This is a genomic window from Cohnella lubricantis (assembly GCF_014212015.1).
Classification (GTDB): domain Bacteria; phylum Bacillota; class Bacilli; order Paenibacillales; family Paenibacillaceae; genus Cohnella; species Cohnella lubricantis.
This window is the reverse complement of the sequence record NZ_JACJVN010000005.1, coordinates 1-17,787: the sequence shown is the minus strand read 5'-3', so window position 1 is coordinate 17,787 and position 17,787 is coordinate 1. Positions and strand designations below refer to the sequence as shown.

12 protein-coding genes and 1 pseudogene are annotated in these 17,787 nt (G+C 59.8%); 11 read left to right on the top strand and 2 right to left on the bottom strand.

Annotated elements, in window-relative coordinates:
• Positions 1-284: 284 nt before the first annotated feature.
• From H4Q31_RS00615 to H4Q31_RS00605, 3 genes are all read left to right on the top strand, one after another.
• A complete protein-coding gene (locus H4Q31_RS00615; protein WP_185177135.1) occupies positions 285-1,490 on the top strand; it encodes an exonuclease SbcCD subunit D in 1,206 nt (401 codons plus the stop codon).
• Positions 1,447-4,572 (top strand): AAA family ATPase, encoded by a 3,126-nt coding sequence (locus H4Q31_RS00610; protein WP_185177134.1) that lies wholly within the window; start codon positions 1,447-1,449, stop codon positions 4,570-4,572. Before H4Q31_RS00615 ends, H4Q31_RS00610 begins: the two co-directional genes overlap by 44 nt.
• A gap of 207 nt (positions 4,573-4,779) precedes the next feature.
• On the top strand, positions 4,780-5,127 hold the full coding sequence (locus H4Q31_RS00605) for a hypothetical protein (protein ID WP_185177133.1): 348 nt from the start codon (positions 4,780-4,782) through the stop codon (positions 5,125-5,127).
• Positions 5,128-5,221: 94 nt separating this feature from the next.
• On the opposite strand, the gene tyrS is transcribed toward H4Q31_RS00605, so the two are convergent.
• Positions 5,222-6,490: a tyrosine--tRNA ligase gene (tyrS, locus tag H4Q31_RS00600; protein WP_185177132.1), complete on the bottom strand. Its 1,269-nt coding sequence runs from the start codon at positions 6,488-6,490 to the stop codon at positions 5,222-5,224.
• A gap of 457 nt (positions 6,491-6,947) precedes the next feature.
• Between tyrS and H4Q31_RS00595 the strand changes: the two genes are divergently transcribed.
• The 8 genes from H4Q31_RS00595 to H4Q31_RS00560 all read left to right on the top strand — a co-directional run bounded on the left by H4Q31_RS00595 (position 6,948) and on the right by H4Q31_RS00560 (position 17,456).
• Positions 6,948-8,144, top strand: a complete 1,197-nt coding sequence (locus H4Q31_RS00595) for a GntR family transcriptional regulator (protein ID WP_245347456.1) — start codon at positions 6,948-6,950, stop codon at positions 8,142-8,144.
• 178 nt (positions 8,145-8,322) lie between these two features.
• Positions 8,323-9,015, top strand: a complete 693-nt coding sequence (araD, locus tag H4Q31_RS00590) for an L-ribulose-5-phosphate 4-epimerase (RefSeq protein ID WP_185177131.1) — start codon at positions 8,323-8,325, stop codon at positions 9,013-9,015.
• 159 nt (positions 9,016-9,174) lie between these two features.
• A complete protein-coding gene (locus H4Q31_RS00585) occupies positions 9,175-10,881 on the top strand; it encodes a ribulokinase (protein ID WP_185177130.1) in 1,707 nt (568 codons plus the stop codon).
• Positions 10,882-10,896: 15 nt separating this feature from the next.
• Positions 10,897-12,378, top strand: coding sequence for an L-arabinose isomerase (gene araA, locus H4Q31_RS00580; RefSeq protein WP_185177167.1), 1,482 nt, complete (start codon positions 10,897-10,899; stop codon positions 12,376-12,378).
• A 126-nt stretch (positions 12,379-12,504) separates the two neighbouring features.
• Positions 12,505-12,927 (top strand): PaaI family thioesterase, encoded by a 423-nt coding sequence (locus H4Q31_RS00575; protein WP_185177129.1) that lies wholly within the window; start codon positions 12,505-12,507, stop codon positions 12,925-12,927.
• 41 nt (positions 12,928-12,968) lie between these two features.
• Positions 12,969-14,687, top strand: coding sequence for a class I adenylate-forming enzyme family protein (locus H4Q31_RS00570; RefSeq protein WP_185177128.1), 1,719 nt, complete (start codon positions 12,969-12,971; stop codon positions 14,685-14,687).
• A 78-nt stretch (positions 14,688-14,765) separates the two neighbouring features.
• On the top strand, positions 14,766-15,356 hold the full coding sequence (locus tag H4Q31_RS00565; RefSeq protein ID WP_185177127.1) for a class I SAM-dependent methyltransferase: 591 nt from the start codon (positions 14,766-14,768) through the stop codon (positions 15,354-15,356).
• 75 nt (positions 15,357-15,431) lie between these two features.
• Positions 15,432-17,456: a glycoside hydrolase family protein gene (locus H4Q31_RS00560; protein WP_185177126.1), complete on the top strand. Its 2,025-nt coding sequence runs from the start codon at positions 15,432-15,434 to the stop codon at positions 17,454-17,456.
• Between the two features lie 121 nt (positions 17,457-17,577).
• Here H4Q31_RS00560 and H4Q31_RS00555 read toward each other — a convergent pair.
• A pseudogene (locus tag H4Q31_RS00555) lies at positions 17,578-17,739 on the bottom strand (RNA polymerase subunit sigma-70); the annotation flags it as partial.
• Positions 17,740-17,787: the final 48 nt, after the last annotated feature.

The following is a 17,787-nucleotide window of genomic DNA, read 5'->3' as shown; positions in this document are numbered from 1 at the left end:
CCGTAACGACCTAACACAATTTAAGAAAAACAACTACTTCAGACCAAGTCGAGTCTAATCGCTTATTATATAGACCATTACAGAATGGAGATCGTGAGCGGCAAAAATACCGTCCGCTTCCGTCCGTCCGCTTGCTGTGCGTCCTCGAATAGTAGTAATTAACGAAGCTCGCCGCCGGCGGGCTTTTTATTATCATCGAACAAATGTTTCCTGACAGCCTGCTGACGCTCAACTCTTGTTATAATAGAGACTATCATTAGCTCATAGAGAGGATGGTGCCGCGGATGAAGTTCTTCCACACGGCCGACTGGCATCTGGGCAAGCTGGTGCAGAGCGTCTACATGACGGAGGACCAGCAATACGTTCTGGAGCAGCTGCTGCAGGACATTGAGAAGGAGAAGCCGGATGCGGTTATCATCGCCGGCGACTTGTACGACCGGGCGGTGCCGCCGACGGAAGCGGTGCAGCTGCTAGACCGCGTGCTGAAGACGATCGTGCTCGATCTGAAGACGCCGGTGCTGGCCGTATCCGGCAACCACGACAGCCCGAGCCGGCTGAACTTCGGCAGCGACATGATGCGGGCCGCGGGATTACATATGGCGGGCGAGTTCGCGCCGCCCTTCGAGCCGGTCGTGCTGTATGACGAGCATGGTCCCGTTCACTGCTACCTCGTGCCGTACGCGGACCCGGCGACTGTGCGCCAAGCGCTTCAGGCCGAGGAGATCCATTCCTATGACGATGCGATGCGAGCGACGGTCGCGCGCATCCGCGAGACGCTCACGCCTGGCGTGCGCAGCGTGTTCGTCGGGCACGCGTTCGTGACGCCTGGCGGCGAAGCGGAGCCGAACACGAGCGATTCGGAGCGGCCGCTGGCGATCGGGGGAGCGGAGCATGTGAGAGCGGCGCATTTCGACTGCTTCGTTTATACGGCGCTGGGCCATCTGCATCAGGCTCACTTCGTGGGCAGCGGTAAGGTTCAGTACGCCGGGTCGCCGCTTAAATATTCCATCTCCGAGGAGAAGCACAGGAAGGGATACTTAGTAGTAGAGCTAGAGGCGGACGGAAGCGCTAAGGTGGAGAAAAGGCTGCTGACGCCAAGGCGCGATATGCGAACGGTCGAAGCGTTGATGGAGGAGATCGAGCGCGGCGAGAAGAGCGAGGATTACATCTACGTGCGCTTGCTGGACAAGCTGCCGGTTCTCTCTCCGATGGAGCGGATTCGGGCCGTCTACCCAAACGCGATGCATGTGGAGCGGAAGGCGGCACTGGAGCAGCTAAACGGACAATCGGAAGCAGGCGCGGCCGGCGCGGGCAAGGCGGGCATGGACATGATGTCGCTGTTCCGCGCCTTCTATCAAGACGCCAAGGGATCCGAAGTGTCCGAAGAGACGGAGCAGCTGTTCCTGCAGGTGCTGCGCGAGATCGATCGGGAGGAGGGCGAGCGGATTGAAGCCAATCAAGCTGGCGATGACGGCGTTCGGGCCGTATAAGGACAAGGAAGTCATCGACTTCACGGAATTGAACGGCCACCGGCTGTTCCTCGTGTCCGGCAATACGGGCGCTGGGAAAACATCGATTTTCGACGCGATCTGCTTCGCACTGTACGGGGAGGCCAGCGGCGAGGACCGCAGCGATTCCAGGCAGCTGCGCAGCCAGTTCGCTTCCGACGACGTCTACACGTCCGTGGAGTTCGAATTCGAGCTGAAGAATCGCACCTATCGCATTCTGCGCCAGCTGCCACACGTGAAGCAGGGGAATAAGAGCGCGACCGGCGAGAAGTACGAGTTCGTGGAGACGACCGGCGGCCGGGAGAAGATGATGGTCGACCGCTATATGGTGCGGCAGATCAACGAGCGGATGCAGAGCCTGATCGGGCTGACGAAGGACCAGTTCAGCCAGATCGTCATGCTGCCCCAAGGGGAGTTCCGCAAGCTGCTCACTTCGGATACGGAAAATAAAGAAGAGATTATGCGCCGCATCTTCCGTACGCATCTGTTCAAATACGTCGCCGAAGCTTTGAACGAGAAGCGAAGAAGCGCGCAGAACGGCTGCGAGCTTGCGGAGCGCGATCTGAAGATGCACATCACGGGTCTGCGCCTCGCCTTGTCCGAGAGGGAAGGCTCCGAGCTTCATCGGCTGCTGGACGAAGAGCACTACAATACGCATCAGGTGCTGGACGCGCTGGATGCGGAGCTGGCCTTCTACGAGGCGGAGAAGGCGAACCGCGCCGCGCAGCTCGAAGCCGATATCAAGCGGCATAAGGAGCTGCTGGAGCGCTATCATCAGGCGGCGATGCTCAACGAGCAATTCGCCGAGCTGGAGCGCAAGCGCAGCGAGCGTGAACGCAGGGAGCTGCAGCTTCCGGAGATGGAGCGGGAACGGGCGCGGCTGGCGCTGGCGGAGAAGACGCTGCCGCTGCAGGTGCAGGAGCGTCACGCCGCCGCGGCTGCGGAGGACGCGCGGGAGAAGGAGCGGCAGCTTCAGGCCGCGGGCGGCGCGAAGCGGCAGGCCGATGAGGCTTATCGGGCAGCCGAAGAAGCGTACAAGCGTGAAGAAGGTTTGGCTGAGCGGCGGGAGGAGCTAGTTCGCGGGCTGGAGCGACTGAACCGGGATCTGCCGGTCGTCCGCGAGCTGGATGCGAAGCGGGCGTCGGTGGAGCGGATCGGCAAGGAGGCTTCTCAAGCGCAGGCAGAGCTTGCTGCGGTTGAGGGCGCCGTTGCAGCTCGCCAGGAGGAGAGGAAGAAGCTTGCGGACCAGGTTCGCGCGCTGGACGAGCAGGTGCGCCGGCTGCCGGAGATGAGCGAGAAGCTGGAGCGGATGCGGGCCGAAGTGAAGGTGCTTCAGGATTGCCTGCAGCTGACGCGCGAGCTTCGGGATGCTAGTTCGGACGAGGCCGGCAAGCAGAGGCTGTTCGAGACGGCTGCCCAGGAGTATGGGAAGCTCGAGGAAGCTTGGCTTGCGGGACAGGCCGGCTGGCTGGCCGGGCATCTGCATGACGGGATGCCTTGCCCCGTCTGCGGCAGCGCGGAGCATCCGCACAAGGCGATGGCGGGAGAAGATATGCCGTCGCGAGAAGCGCTGGAGCAGCAGCGGAGCCGCCGGTCGGAGCTGGAGTCGCAGTATTTGGCGGCGAAGTCGAGGCGCGAGCTGCTTAATACGCAGCTCGAAGCGAAGGAGCAAGAAGCGGCGGCGCTGGGCTACGCGGCAGATGGCGCTGCGGGCGGCGCGGCGGGTGAAGGCGGCGAGATTGAGCGCGCTTATCAATCGCTGGTGGAGGAAGGCAAGCAGCTAAGCGCCGCCGTGAAGCAGATGAAGGCGGACCAGGAAGCAGCGGACGAGCTGAAGAAGCAGCTGGCGCAAGCGGAGGAGACAATGGAGGCGCTTCAGCGCGAGCGCGAGGAGAAGTCGGCTAGCCTTCAGAGCCGGCGGACGGCGTTGGCGACGGAGCAAGCGCTCTACGAGCAGGCGCTGAACAGCGTGCCCGAGGCGATTCGCTCGCTTGCGGCGCTGGAGCGGCGGTTGGCGGAGACGGAAGCCGAGAGGGCGAAGCTGGAGGCGGCTTGGCGCGCGGCGCAGCAGCAGTTCCAGCAGGCGCGCGAGCGGCAGGCGGCGGCAGCGGCGGAGCTGGCGGGCGCCGAGCGGCAGCTGGCGGAGGCTTCGGCGCGCAGGGACCGGGCGGCGGCCGACTTCGACGCCGGGCTCCAGCGCGCGGGCTTCGCGGCGGATGCGGAGTACCAGCAGGCGAAGCTGCCGGATGCGGCCCGCGAGGAGCTGAAGCGGGCGATCGAGCGGTTCGACGCCGAGCTGGCGACGGTTCGTAGGCAGGCCGAGGAGCTGGAGGCCCAGCTGAAGGGCAAGGAGCGCGCGGATCTGGCCTTGCTGTCGGAAGAGACCGCGCGGCTGGAACAGCAGGTGGAGCAGTCGCGGCAGTCGCTCGCCAAGGCGCAGGATCACTTGGATCGCGGCGCCGAGGGACGCGAGCGGATCGTTCAGGCGGACAAGGTCTGGCGGGAGGCGGAGCGGCATTATCAACTCGTCAAGGATCTGTACGATGTCGTGCGCGGGGACAACCGGTTCAAGATCTCCTTCGAACGGTATTTGCTCATCGAGTTCCTGGATCGCATCCTGCACGCGGCGAACCTGCGGCTGCAGTCGATCTCCGGCGGGCAGTTCTACCTGGCAAGGAGCGACCGGCTCGAGAAGCACGGCAAGCAGAGCGGCCTTGGCCTCGACGTCTTCGACAACTACACCGGACAGTACCGGGACGTCAAGACGCTGTCGGGCGGGGAGAAGTTCAACGCCTCGCTCTGCCTCGCGCTTGGGATGGCGGATGTCATACAGGCTTATGAGGGCGGAATCTCGCTGGAGACGATGTTCATCGACGAAGGCTTCGGCTCGCTGGATGAGGAGTCGCTCGGCAAGGCGATCGACACGCTCATCGAGCTGCAGCAGACCGGCCGGATGATCGGCATCATCTCGCATGTGCAGGAGCTGAAGCAGGCGATTCCGGCCGTGCTGGAAGTGAAGAAGTCGGTAGAGGGCTTCAGCTATACGCGGTTCCGGGTGAGCTGAAGCCGGCTTCGGCTGGGTCCAGCGCTGCTCTATTATGAGAATAGAATCCCGAGGCAGACAGCGGCCTTGGGATTTTCTTGTGTGGCTAGGGCGAATGGCGTGAGCAGCGAAGTAGATGGTTTATCATTATAACTCTCTCGCGTGAATGTCGCTACTAAATGACTGTCTCGCTTCATATGAATGGGTTAGAAAAGGAGCGTGGGCAAAGTGGACAAGGAGGTCAGACGGTACTACCAACTGAAGCAGAAGCAGAAGGAGATCGAGCAGGAGCTGGCGGAACTGCGCGGGCAAATCATGAGACACTGCGAGGAGCAGGGAGTCACGGACCTGGAGATCGGCCGATACCGCGTGCGAATTATCGCGCAGGATCGGCGGGAGTACGACGATCAGAAGCTGTATGCGGCGCTGCCCGATTCGGAAGTGTGGCGGCTGATCTCCAAGGCGGATTCGTCGAAGATCAGCGGGCTGCTCAAGCAGAATGTGCTGGGCGAAGAGGTGCTGCGGGATACGTACACGATGAAGAAGGTAGCGTCGCTGCAGGTAGAGCGAAAGTGAACGGTATAACGGCTTGATGTTGGAAGCTAACAGCGAATAAAGCTCCCGCAGATAAGTTCTGCGGGAGCTGCTTGGCGATGAGCCGGCTATGCGATTACCCCATCCGCACCAGGCTGTAGTTCTTCTTGCCCTTGCGGATGATGATGAACTTCCCGCCGATGGCGTGCCCGGCCGTAACGACGAGCTCCAGATCGGTGACGCGCTCGCCGTTCATCGAGATCGCGCCGTTCGCGATGTCCTCGCGCGCTTGGCGGCGGGACGGCTCGATGCCGAGATCGACGAGCCACTCGACGATGTTCTTCGCATCCGCCGCGCTCGCGTCATACGTCGGCATCTCCTTGAAGCCTTGCTCGATCTCGTCCGCCGTCAGCGAGCGGATGTCGCCGCTGAACAGCGCCGCCGTAATGCGCTTCGCCTGCTCCAGCGCCTCTTCGCCGTGCACGAACCGCGTCATCTCTTCGGCGAGCGCCTTCTGCGCTTCGCGCTTGTGCGGTTCGGTCTGCACCTTCTCCCCGAGCGCCTCGATCTCTTCCTTGCTCAGGAACGTGAAGTACTTCAAGTACTTCACGACTTCGCGGTCGTCAACGTTCGTCCAGAACTGGTAGAACTCGTAAGGCGTCGTCTTCTTCGGGTCGAGCCAGACCGAGCTGCCCTCCGCCGTCTTGCCGAACTTCGTGCCGTCGGCCTTCAGCAGCAGCGGAATCGTCAATGCGAACGCCTTGGCGTCGACGCCTTCCTTCTTGCGAATGAGATCAAGGCCGCTCGTAATGTTGCCCCACTGGTCGGAGCCGCCGACTTGCAACTGCACGTCCTCATGACGGTATAGGTGCAGGAAGTCGAGCGACTGCAGAATCTGGTACGAGAATTCGGTGAACGAGATGCCGCTGTCGAGCCGGCTCGCCACGACGTCCTTCGCCAGCATCGTGTTGATGCTGAAGTTCTTGCCGTAATCGCGCAGGAACTCGATGACGTTAATCTTGTGCGTCCAGTCGTAGTTGTTCACTAACCGTACTTGATTGGCATCGCTGTCGGTGACGAACAGCTTCTTCATCTGCGCGGTCAGCGCGTCGACGTTCGCCTGCACCTGCTCCATCGTCTGGAGCGAGCGCTCCGTCGTCCGTCCGCTCGGGTCGCCGATCGTGCCCGTGGCGCCGCCGATGAGGATAACGGGACGATGTCCGGCGAGCTGGAACCGTCTGAGCACCATGAACGGGATCAGGTGCCCGATATGCATGCTGTCGCCCGTCGGGTCGATGCCGCAGTACAGCGAGACCGCCTTCTCCTCCGTCAGCTTGCGCAAGCCTTCTTCATCCGATTGCTGGTTAATGGCGCCGCGCCATTCGAGTTCGTCGATAATGTTCATCGCGAGAAACAACCCCTTCTTTTTCGCAAAGTAAAAACAAAAAATCGCCCCTTGTCCATTACAGACAGAGGGACGATTGCATCAACCGCGTTACCACCCACATTGCACCGCCAGTCCTGACAGGACTTAAGCGCATGCCGCTCGAAGCGAGATATCGTTCGCTGATTCCGCTTGGCGTTACCCAAGATACTCCGGAGCGTAATTCGCAGTCTCTGTATGTATCGGGTTCCATCGCCCCCCGACTTTCTGGAACAGGGACAAAGCTGCTACTGGGCTCGTTCAACGTATGTGCGTATGAGATTACAGACAGTATAGCCGAACGGGAAAATCGATGTCAACATCGCATCCGGCCGCGTGTCGCGCAGGTTGTATTTACAACTTGCGGGCTGTTATAATGTCGCTATTAGTTGGACCGGGGTGCGAGATGAATACAGACGAGAAATTGCCGAAGTATCAGATGTTAAAAAGAGAAATCGAGCAATGGCTGGAAGAGGGTAAATTCCAGCCGGAAGACATGATGCCGACCGAGCATGAGATCGCGGCCCGATACGCCATGAGCCGGCAGACCGTCCGCCAGGCGATCGGCGATCTGGTGAACGACGGGCTGCTGTACCGGGTGCAGGGCAAGGGGACGTTCGTCGCCAAGAGCCGGGAGCGAACGGCAGCGGCGGTTCCCGGCGTTCAGACGATCGGGATGGTGACGACGTACATATCGGATTATATTTTCCCCCATATCGTTCGAGGCGCCGAAGCAGAGCTGCGTTCGCGCGGGTGCCGGCTGCTGCTGTCCAGCACGGACAACGACAAGTCGAAGGAACGCGACAGCTTGATCGCCTTCCTCGAACAGCCGGTGAGCGGCTTGATAATCGAACCGACGAAGAGCGCCCAGGGGAATCCGAATCTGGATCTCTATCTGGAGCTGCAGCGCCGAGGAACGCCGATCGTGATGATTAACGAGAGGTACCCGGAGCTGTCGCTGCCTTGCTTGAAGATGGACGACGAAGCCGGGGGCCGCAGGGCCGCCGAGCATCTGATCCGGCTGAATCACCGCGTGATTGCGGGCTTCTTCAAGACGGACGACCTGCAGGGCGTTCATCGGTTAAAAGGTTATATGAGAGCTTGCGGCGACAATCGCCTCTCCCTGCGGCCGGAGCTTGTGACCACCTATTCGACCGAGGAGAAGAACGAGAAGCCGCTTGCCGCAGCCAGGCGGCTGCTTACCCAAGAGAATCCGCCGACCGCCTTCGTCTGCTATAACGACGAGCTCGCGGTCGCCCTTCTCGATGTGGCGAGGGACTTGGGCATCTCGGTGCCGGAACAGCTGTCGATCATCGGCTTCGACGATTCGCCGCTTGCGGCCGCCTCAAGCGTGAAGCTGACGACGCTCGCCCATCCGAAGGCCGAGATGGGGGCGCGGGCCGCTTCAATGATCCTGGGGATGCTGGCAGGTCCGCAGCCGGAGCCAGGAGCGGATGCCGCGAATGCAGGCGCAGCTACAGGCGATGGTGCAACGACAGGCGATGGTGCAACGACAGGCGATGGTGCAGCTACCGGTGCCGGTGGCGATACAGCTGCCTGTATGAGGGGAGATGTCGTCTACCAGCCGGAATTGATCGTGAGAGAGTCTACAATTCTTTGTCCGACGATTCGATAAGCGAAGCAGCATCCCGTAAGCCCAAGCCTTGGAAGAGGGCTTATGATAAATTTGCAAATTGGCGTTGCTGGGTTAACCCCTGGCAGCGCTATTTTTTTGCCAAAAACCATTGAATATGTACGTACAAATAGCATAATATAATAGATGTACGTACAACATGAGGGGAGGCGGTTGCGGCATGCTGGAGCAGTTGCGTCGCGAGGTGCTGGAGGCCAATCTGGCGCTGCCGGCACACGGATTGGTGACTTTCACATGGGGCAACGTTAGCGGCATCGACAGAGAACAAGGGCTGGTGGTGATCAAGCCTAGCGGCGTTCCATACGAAGAGCTGACGGCGGAGAAGATGGTCGTTGTCGACATGGCCGGGCGTGTCGTCGAAGGGAATTACAAGCCTTCTTCGGATACGCCGACCCATCTGGTCCTCTATCAAGCCTTCGGCAAGATCGGCGGCATCGTCCACACCCATTCGCCTTGGGCGACCAGTTGGGCGCAGGCGGGAATGAATCTGCCGGCGTACGGGACGACGCATGCGGATTACTTCTACGGCGAGATCCCTTGCACCCGGGCGATGACCGAGGAAGAGATTAGAGGCGAATACGAATACGAGACCGGGAATGTCATCGTCGAGACGTTCCGTTCCCGCGCAGTCGACCCGAATCAGGTGCCGGGCGTGTTCGTCCATTGCCATGCGCCATTCGCCTGGGGCAAAGATCCGCACACCGCCGTCCATAACGCCGTCGTGCTGGAGGAAGTGTCCAAGATCGCCGCGCGGATGCGCAGCTTGAATCCGGAGGTTCAGCCGATGGAGCAGACGCTGCTGGACCGCCATTACTTGCGCAAGCACGGGGCTAGTGCTTATTACGGCCAGTGAGAAGGCAGATGGATTCCGCGAGATTAATCATCAAGCTAAGTTGCACTCATCTAGCAATCTAAAGAAGCATCAAGCTGCGCACGGATGAATCAAGCAGTAGGACAATGATCGAATCGTAAGCGCTGTCATTCATTCTTAAGGAGAGAGGCAGGGACGCAGATGGGCACGAAATACGCGATCGGCGTGGATTACGGCACGCAATCGGGGCGAGCGGTGTTGGTCGAGTTGTCCAACGGGCGGGAGGTTGCGGACCATGTGACGCCCTATCCGCATCAGGTCATCGACGAGGAGCTTCCCGAATCGGGCATTAAGCTGGAGCCGGACTGGGCGCTTCAGCATCCGGGCGATTATCTCGAGGTGCTCCGGCAGTCGGTTCCCGCCGTCATTCGGCAATCCGGCGTATCGCCGGACGACGTCGTTGGAATCGGCATCGACTTCACCGCTTGCACGATGCTTCCGGTGAACTCGGAAGGCACGCCGCTATGTTTGCTCCCGGCATATAAGTCCAATCCGCACAGCTGGGTGAAGCTGTGGAAGCACCATGCGGCGCAGGACGAAGCGAACCGGCTGAACGCGATCGCCGCGGAGCGGGGCGAGAAGTGGCTGCCCCGCTACGGCGGCAAGATCTCATCGGAGTGGATGATCGCCAAGGTGTGGCAGATTCTGAACGAGGCGCCGGAGATCTACGAAGAGACGGACCTGTTCCTGGAAGCGACGGACTGGGTCATCTATCAGATGACGGGACGGTTCGTCCGCAACAGCTGCACTGCCGGCTACAAATCGATCTGGCACAAGCGGGACGGCTATCCGAGCCAAGACTACTTCCGGGCGCTCGATCCGCGGCTGGCGAATGTGACCGAGACGAAGCTGCGCGGCAGCATCGTTCCGCTTGGCACGATGGCGGGCACGCTGACGACCGAGATGGCGGCGATGATGGGCCTTCGAGAATCGACCGCCGTCGCCGTCGGCAACGTCGACGCGCACGCCGCGGTTCCGGGCGTCGGCGTCGTGACGACGGGCAAGCTGGTAATGGCGATGGGCACTTCGATCTGCCACATGCTGCTCGGGGAGACGGAGCGGCAGGTGGAAGGGATGTGCGGCGTCGTGGAGGACGGCATCATTCCCGGCTTCTACGGCTATGAAGCGGGCCAGTCCGCCGTCGGCGACATCTTCGAATGGTTCGTGGAGGAGGCTGTCCCCGCGTACGCGAAGGAAGCCGCCGAGCAAGCGGGCATGGGCATTCATGAATGGCTGGAGCGAGGCGCGGCGTCTTACAAGCCGGGGCAGACGGGGCTTCTCGCGCTCGATTGGTGGAACGGCAACCGTTCCGTTCTCGTCGATACCGATCTGACCGGATTAATCGTCGGATACTCGCTGCTGACGAAGCCGGAGGAAGTATACCGCGCGCTCTTGGAAGCGACGGCCTTCGGCACGCGGAAGATCATCGACGCGTTCCGCTCGAACGGCGTTCAGGTCGAAGAGCTGTATGCGTGCGGCGGACTGCCGCAGAAGAACCGCCTTCTCATGCAGATCTACGCCGACGTGACGAATCTCGAGATCAAGGTCGCCGACTCCAAGCAGACGCCTGCGCTCGGCGCCGCCATGTTCGCGGCGGTTGCGGCCGGTTCGGAGAACGGAGGGTACGACTCGATCATCGATGCGGCCGCGAGCATGGCGCGCGTGCGGGAGGAGACGTTCAAGCCGAATCCGGAGAATGTGGCGATCTATGAGTCGCTCTACCAAGAGTACGTCAAGCTGCACGACTACTTCGGCCGAGGCGGCAACGACGTCATGAAGAAGCTGAAGAACTGGAAGGAAGCTGCTGTCGCAGACGCTTTGAATACGGCCGCCGGGAGCGGAATTTGAGTGGAGGATGAGAACATGCTGCAGACGAAGCCTTATCAATTTTGGTTCCTGACCGGAAGCCAGCACTTGTACGGACCGGAGACGCTGCTGGAGGTCGCCGCCCATGCGAAGGCGATGGTCGCCGGGCTGAACGCCGACAACCTTATCACCTATGAGATTGTGTTCAAGGACGTCCTGACGACGCCGGAGGAGATTCGCCATACGTTAATCGAGGCCAATCGCGACGATCTCTGCGCGGGTATCATCACCTGGATGCACACCTTCTCCCCTTCGAAAATGTGGATTCGAGGCTTCTCCCAATTGCAGAAGCCGCTGCTGCATTTCGCGACGCAGTACAACCGCGATATTCCGTGGGATTCGATCGACATGGACTTCATGAACACGAACCAGTCGGCCCATGGCGACCGCGAGCACGGCTTCATCGGCGCCCGCATGGGGCTCGCGCGCAAGGTGGTATTCGGCCACTGGGAGGATGCCGGCGTCCGTTCGGAATTGGCCGCTTGGCAGCGGACGGCCGCCGCTTACGCGGAGAGCCGGTCGCTCAAGATCGCGCGGTTCGGCGATAACATGCGGCAGGTCGCCGTCACCGAAGGCGATAAGGTGGAAGCCGAGATTCAGCTCGGCTGGTCCGTCAACGGATACGGCGTCGGCGATCTCGCGGCGCGCGTGAACGCGGTCTCGGACGAGGAGGTGTCGCGCCTGCTCGACGAATACGCGAAGCTGTACGACATCGCGGCGGAGACGGAGGCGGCGCGCGAGGCGGTCGCTTACCAAGCGCGGCTCGAGCTGGCGCTGCGGTCGTTCCTGGAGGAAGGCGGATTCAGCGCGTTCACTACGACGTTCGAGGATCTGCACGGACTGCGTCAGCTCCCCGGACTTGCCGTGCAGCGGCTCATGGCCGACGGCTTCGGCTTCGGCGGGGAGGGCGATTGGAAGACGGCCGGCCTCGTCCGGTTGATGAAGATTATCGCGGGCAATCAGAGCACCTCCTTCATGGAGGACTATACGTACCATCTCGACCCGGCCAATGAGCTCGTGCTGGGCTCGCACATGCTCGAGATCTGCCCGACGATCGCGGCGCACAAGCCGCGCATCGAGGTGCATCCGCTCGGCATCGGCGGCAAGGAGGACCCGGCCCGTCTCGTCTTCAACGGGCAGGCGGGGCCGGCGATTAACGCGTCCTTGATCGACATGGGCGGGCGCTTCCGGCTGCTCATCAATACGGTGCAGGCGGTAGAAGTGACGCAGGAGATGCCGAAGCTTCCGGTCGCCCGCGTGCTGTGGCAGGTGCAGCCGAACTTGAAGGACGGCGTCGAGGCTTGGATCATGGCTGGCGGCGCGCACCATACGGGCTTCTCGCTCGTCGTCACGGCCGAGCAGATGCTCGACTTCGCCGAGATGGCCGGCATCGAAGCGGTCCTCATCGACGAGAACTTGAACAAGGCGGCGTTCCGCAGCGAGCTTCGGCTGAACGAGCTTTATTGGCGGTTGAAGTAAGGCTTCAGCAGGTGAACAAACAGCGGCGCTTGGAGAGATCCGAGCGCCGCTGTTGCGTTTGCGTCATTTTAGGAATTGAAAAATAGGTCGAGTGGGAGGAAAATAAAAGAAGGAAGGTGATCTTAATTGGAGTTGAATACTTGTTACGTATGCGGGAAGGACAACCCGCGGGGCTTGCATATCTCATTCGAACCGTCGGGAGATGGGGCTGTCGCCTATTATCGCTGTCGAGAAGAGATGAACGGATGGCCGGGCATTCAGCATGGCGGCATTACGGCTTCCTTACTGGATGAAGCTGCCGGCTACGTGCCGTACTTCTTGGGGTTGGTCGCTGTAACAGCTAAGCTGGAGATCCGTTATATGCAGCCGATCAAGAGCGGCGAACTGCTCACCATTACCGGGAAGCCGATTAAGCGGACGTCGCGGACGATCGAGGTGGAGTCTACCATCGCCAGCGAGAATGGAGAGATCAAAGCGCAATCGATCGCGCTCATGAAGATCCTGAACGAACGCCAGCGGGAGCAGCTAGGACTTGGCGGGCTGCTATAACCTTCTTAACGATCTTAAATGGAAAATGAGGAGAGGTAGAGATGACGGTACTATCTGCGGAAGAGAGAAGAGAGAGATTGTCGAAGGAATATCCTGTCTGGCCCAAGAGAACGCTGCCGGACCATTTCCGTGAACAGGCCGGACGGTTCGGCGCGAGACCTGCAGTCATGACGGAAGACAGGGAGTTCACATACGCGGAATTATGGGAACAGGCTGAGCGTTACGCGAAGTCCCTTATTCAGCTTGGTGTCGGCAGAAGGGAGCATGTCGCGCTGCTGCTGGCCAATGAACCCGAGGCGGTCTCCTTAATGATCGCCGTCTGGATGGTAGGCGCTGTCTGCGTGCCGATCAACACGATGCTCCGCGACGAAGAATTGAAATACATCTTGAAGCAGTCCGACAGCCGTTGGTTATTCCTTCATCAATTCGCGGGCGGCGTTATGCATGCCGAGGGCGTACTCCGCATCCAGGACGAATTGCCGCTGCTCAAGCAGACCGTATGTATTCAGAATACCGAGCACGCGCTGGATGACAGCTTCATGCCATGGGAGGAGTTCTTAAAGCTGCAACGCGAAGTATTGGACGAGCAATTGAACGCCCGCGCCGAGTTGTCCCGCTACGCGGACGAAGTGGCAGACATTATCTATACGTCCGGCTCCACGGGCCAGCCCAAAGGCGTTATGATCACGCATGACATGTTCTTGCGCTGCGCTTACGCAACCGCACTCAGCCGAGGGTTCGAGGATGGCCGCCGTATCTTCACGGCGCTGCCGCTCTATCATGTGTTCGCGCTGGTCGAAGGCATTCTCGCCTTATCTTTCGTTGGCGGAGCGCATATTATGGTGCCGGGCTTCGCACCGCTTCAAACGCTGCAAATTCTCGAGAAGCGCCGCGCGAACGATATGCTCTGCGTGCCGTCCATGCTGGTGGCATTGATTAACCATCCCGAAGTACAGGGCTTTGACCTCAGCTCGCTGTATGCCCTGATGTGCGCGGCTGCGCCAGCGCCTGTCTCGGTATGGCAGAGGGCGATCGACATCTTGAAGCTGACGGAGATCTGCACCGGTTACGGCGGCACGGAAGTCACCGCTTCGACCGCTCACACGGAGATCGGGGACGCGATTGAGACGGTCGTTACGCGAGTCGGCCGAATCAAGCCGGGCGGCATCGGCGGCATGCCCGAATTCGGCGGGTTCAACGTTCAGTACAAGACCGTGGATCCGGCGACCGGCGAGGATCTGCCTGCCGGCGAGATCGGCGACTTGACCGTGAGAGGCAACATTGTGACCAAAGGTTACTATAACAAGCCGGAAGAAACGTTCGCCGCGATCGACAAGGACGGATGGTTCCGCACCGGAGACTTGGGTCGATTGGACGAGAATGGCTATATCGAGCTGCTCGGACGGAGCAAAGAGATGTACAAGATCTCGGGAGAGAACGTAGCCCCCAAAGAAGTAGAAGATGTGATCAATAAGCATCCTGCCGTCGCCCAAGCCTACGTCGTCGGCGTGAAGGATCCGCAGACCGTCGAGACCGGCGCCGCCTTCATCGAGCTGCGGCAGGGGCATTCCTGTACGCGAATGGAGATCGTCGATTTCTGCAATGAGCATCTGGCTCGGTTCAAGGTCCCGCGCCATGTCTGGTTCGTCACGTCAACGGATTGGCCGATTACGGGCAACGGCAAGATTCAGAAGTTCAGGCTGCAGGAGATGGCCGAGCGCAGATTAAGCGAACGCGGCAAGTCTAAGGAGCCCGTCTAATCGAGTACGCTGGCCCCAATACAGCTCAACCCGCCCTGCATGGGCGGGTTGTTCGCTAACTGTAGGAGGTGGATGGAAATGGGCGAATGGTTTGCCAGAATATACGATTCCTTTATGTACCCTTTAGAACGCCACCGCTTGCGAAGCATTCGTCAGAAGTTAATCTCCGGCGCATCGGGGATTGTCTTAGAGATCGGGGCGGGTACGGGCGTGAATTATCCATTCTATCGAAATGCCAGCCAAGTCATTGCAACGGAACCGCAGCAGAGCATGCTCGATCAATCGCGTTTGAGAACGCAGCAGTCCAAGGTGCCGATTGATGTGCGGTTGGCGGATGCGCAAGCACTGCCGTTCGCGGATCATACTTTTGACACGGTGGTATGCACGCTGGCCTTATGTACCATACCCGATCCGATCCAGGCATTGAGGGAGGTCAGAAGGGTTTGCAAGCCAGATGCCAAGGTCCTGCTCTTGGAGCATGTCCGACTGGATCGTCCGTTGCTGGGGCGGTTGCAGGATGTGCTGACTCCGGTATGGAAGCGCCTGTGCGACGGCTGCCATTTAAATCGGGACCCGGTCAAGATGCTTCGCGCGGCCGGCTTTGAGATCGTGCGCTGCGAGTCTTGTTATAAAGGTCTCTTTCTGGAGATCGAGGCTCGGAAGTGCTAAAAAAAGATATACAATCGATCGTCAGTTCTGTTATAACTGGAATCGATTGCACATACCGAGATAAGGGGGATAAAGGTGGGAACGATCAGCATGACATTGGACGATCAGTTGAAGCGCTTCGTGCGGAACATATTATGCGATCCGATCGGCGGGGTGCGGCCGGAGATCAGCCAGAACCGGGTAAATGCTAATTTACTCCAGGTACGGCTAACCTTTCATTTGGAACATGCCGTGAACCAAGACGATTGGCGGCTTGCGATCGAGCCGGGATTCGTTCCGACGTTCCACTGGGCTCCGCATTTGACGCCTACCGATTCGCATATCATCGATCAGCACAGCTTCCGTTCTCCTGCGGTCATGGCCCGGGATAAGAAGCGGCTGCTCATTCTCCTTCCGGATCTGGAGGTGATGTCGAAGGGTACCCCTGTCCGGTGGTATCTGGACAACGATGCTTCGCGCAATGTTCTCCAGCTTGGCATGAGCGAATGCCGCGTGAAGGAGCACGTGCTGTACGAGAGGGCTCCGGGAGCGGCTTATCCGGCAGGCGATGTCGAGGTCGGCTTCTATCTGATGACGTATGACGATCCCCAGGTGCTGGCGAATCCGTGGCGGCCCGTATTGGAATTTCTATGGGACAGATGGGGCTCCCCGCTGTTCCGGACGGGAGCGCCGCTGCAAGCTCCGTTAGCGGGCTTCGTGCGGCACGCTTATCGGTGGGCGCTCGATACGTGGAAGGACAGCGTCTGGCAGCAATTCAAGTTGAACGGCCGGGAGGTAGGGGCGGCCGCATTCATCGTTAACGTGACGCAGAGTCCCAATTATCCAGGACCCGCGAACGAGCGGGAATTCCGTTCCATCTGGAACCAGGCCTGGTTCAGTTCGCTGCGGTCCGCGCACGGTCTGTATCGGTACGGCCTGGAGACGAACGAACCGGACCTGGTGCGCCGGGCGAGAATGACCAAGGAGCTGGCGCTGGCGGCTCCCCAGCGGAACGGCATGTTCCCCGCGGTTATTGCCACGGAGATGGAACAGGCGCAAGCGGACGGCCAAACGGTCAATCGTTCGAAAGGCTGGGAGACGGCGTTCTGGGGCAATTCGAATCGCAATCCGGTCAAGCCTTGGCAGTCTGTCAAGTCCGCTCCCTATCACATTCTGGACATGAGCTGGACGGCGCTGCTCATGCTCAGATGGTACGAGGAATTGGAAGCGGACGAACGCTTGCTTGACTATGCGGCCCGATATGCGGATGCGTTGATCCAGCTTCAGGATGAGAACGGATTCTTCCCGGCTTGGCTCGATTACGATACGCTGGAGCCGCTCGAGGTGCTGAAGGATTCGCCGGAGACGGCGATGTCCGTCACCTTCCTGCTGAAGCTGCAGGAGCTTACCGGACGCGGCGAATATGCGGCGTCGGCGATAAGAGCAGCGGAGGCCGTCGCGCGGGACGCGGTGCCGACCGGGCGCTGGGAAGATTTTGAGACCTATTGGTCTTGCTCTACTTATGGGAATCAGGAATACGTCGGACGCCAATTTGCCCGGAACAACATGTACAAGCAGTGCAACTTCTCGATGTTCTGGGCTGCGGAAGCGTTCCTGGCGTGCTATAAGCATTCGCAAGAGCCCAAGTATTTGAAGCTGGGGGAAAGGTGCCTGGACGAGATGCTGATGACGCAAGCTTCGTGGCAGCCGCCGTACATTCCGATCGACGCGCTCGGAGGATTCGGCGTGATGAATTGCGACGGCGAATGGAACGACGCCCGCCAAAGCTTGTTCGCCGAGCTCATCTTGGATTACGGGGAGGCGCTTCAACGCGAGGAATATATCGAACGCGGCTTGGCGGCCTTGAAGTGCGCGTTCGTGATGATGTATTGCCCGGAGAATCCGAGAACGAAGGCGCAGTGGGAGAAAGTCTATCCTTTCTTCAACGAGAAGGACTACGGCTTCATGATGGAAAATTACGGCCACGGCGGCGAAGCGAACGAGGAAGGCCTCGGCATCGGCGAATTTACCATATTCGACTGGGGCAACGGCGCTGCCGCCGAAGCTTATCTGCGCGTGAAGGCGCACCATGGGGAGCTTCTATCCCGGAATCGTATGTAACTGGTGAACCAGGTGCAAAGCAAAGCAGATCCCTCCTCCATCCATAGGGGAGAGATCTGCTTCTTGTCGTTAGATGGTTATTTCTCGTCGAGAATGTCGAGATTGCGGTCCACTTCGTGGGCTCGGTGCCCAGTATATCCTGCAGCGTAATCTCGTTGCCTTCCTTGTCCGTTCCGATCGGGTCGTGCAAAGAGACGTCCTTCTTCGTCTTCTTCAGCGAACGCAAGTGCATCAGAATCTCGTTTTCGATGCAGCGCACGGCGAACGTGGCCAGCTTCGTGCCTCATTTTAGCAATCTTGTGATGGCTCTATACAAAAAACTTTCATGCCC

What these genes read in the sequence shown, in the direction of transcription:
- H4Q31_RS00595 (WP_245347456.1), top strand. Translation starts at nt 6,948, where the DNA reads ATGTTAAAAAGAGAAATCGAGCAATGGCTGGAAGAGGGTAAATTCCAG.
- tyrS (WP_185177132.1), bottom strand. Translation starts at nt 6,490, where the DNA reads ATGAACATTATCGACGAACTCGAATGGCGCGGCGCCATTAACCAGCAA.
- araA (WP_185177167.1), top strand. Translation starts at nt 10,897, where the DNA reads ATGCTGCAGACGAAGCCTTATCAATTTTGGTTCCTGACCGGAAGCCAG.
- H4Q31_RS00570 (WP_185177128.1), top strand. Translation starts at nt 12,969, where the DNA reads ATGACGGTACTATCTGCGGAAGAGAGAAGAGAGAGATTGTCGAAGGAA.
- H4Q31_RS00565 (WP_185177127.1), top strand. Translation starts at nt 14,766, where the DNA reads ATGGGCGAATGGTTTGCCAGAATATACGATTCCTTTATGTACCCTTTA.
- H4Q31_RS00585 (WP_185177130.1), top strand. Translation starts at nt 9,175, where the DNA reads ATGGGCACGAAATACGCGATCGGCGTGGATTACGGCACGCAATCGGGG.
- H4Q31_RS00615 (WP_185177135.1), top strand. Translation starts at nt 285, where the DNA reads ATGAAGTTCTTCCACACGGCCGACTGGCATCTGGGCAAGCTGGTGCAG.
- araD (WP_185177131.1), top strand. Translation starts at nt 8,323, where the DNA reads ATGCTGGAGCAGTTGCGTCGCGAGGTGCTGGAGGCCAATCTGGCGCTG.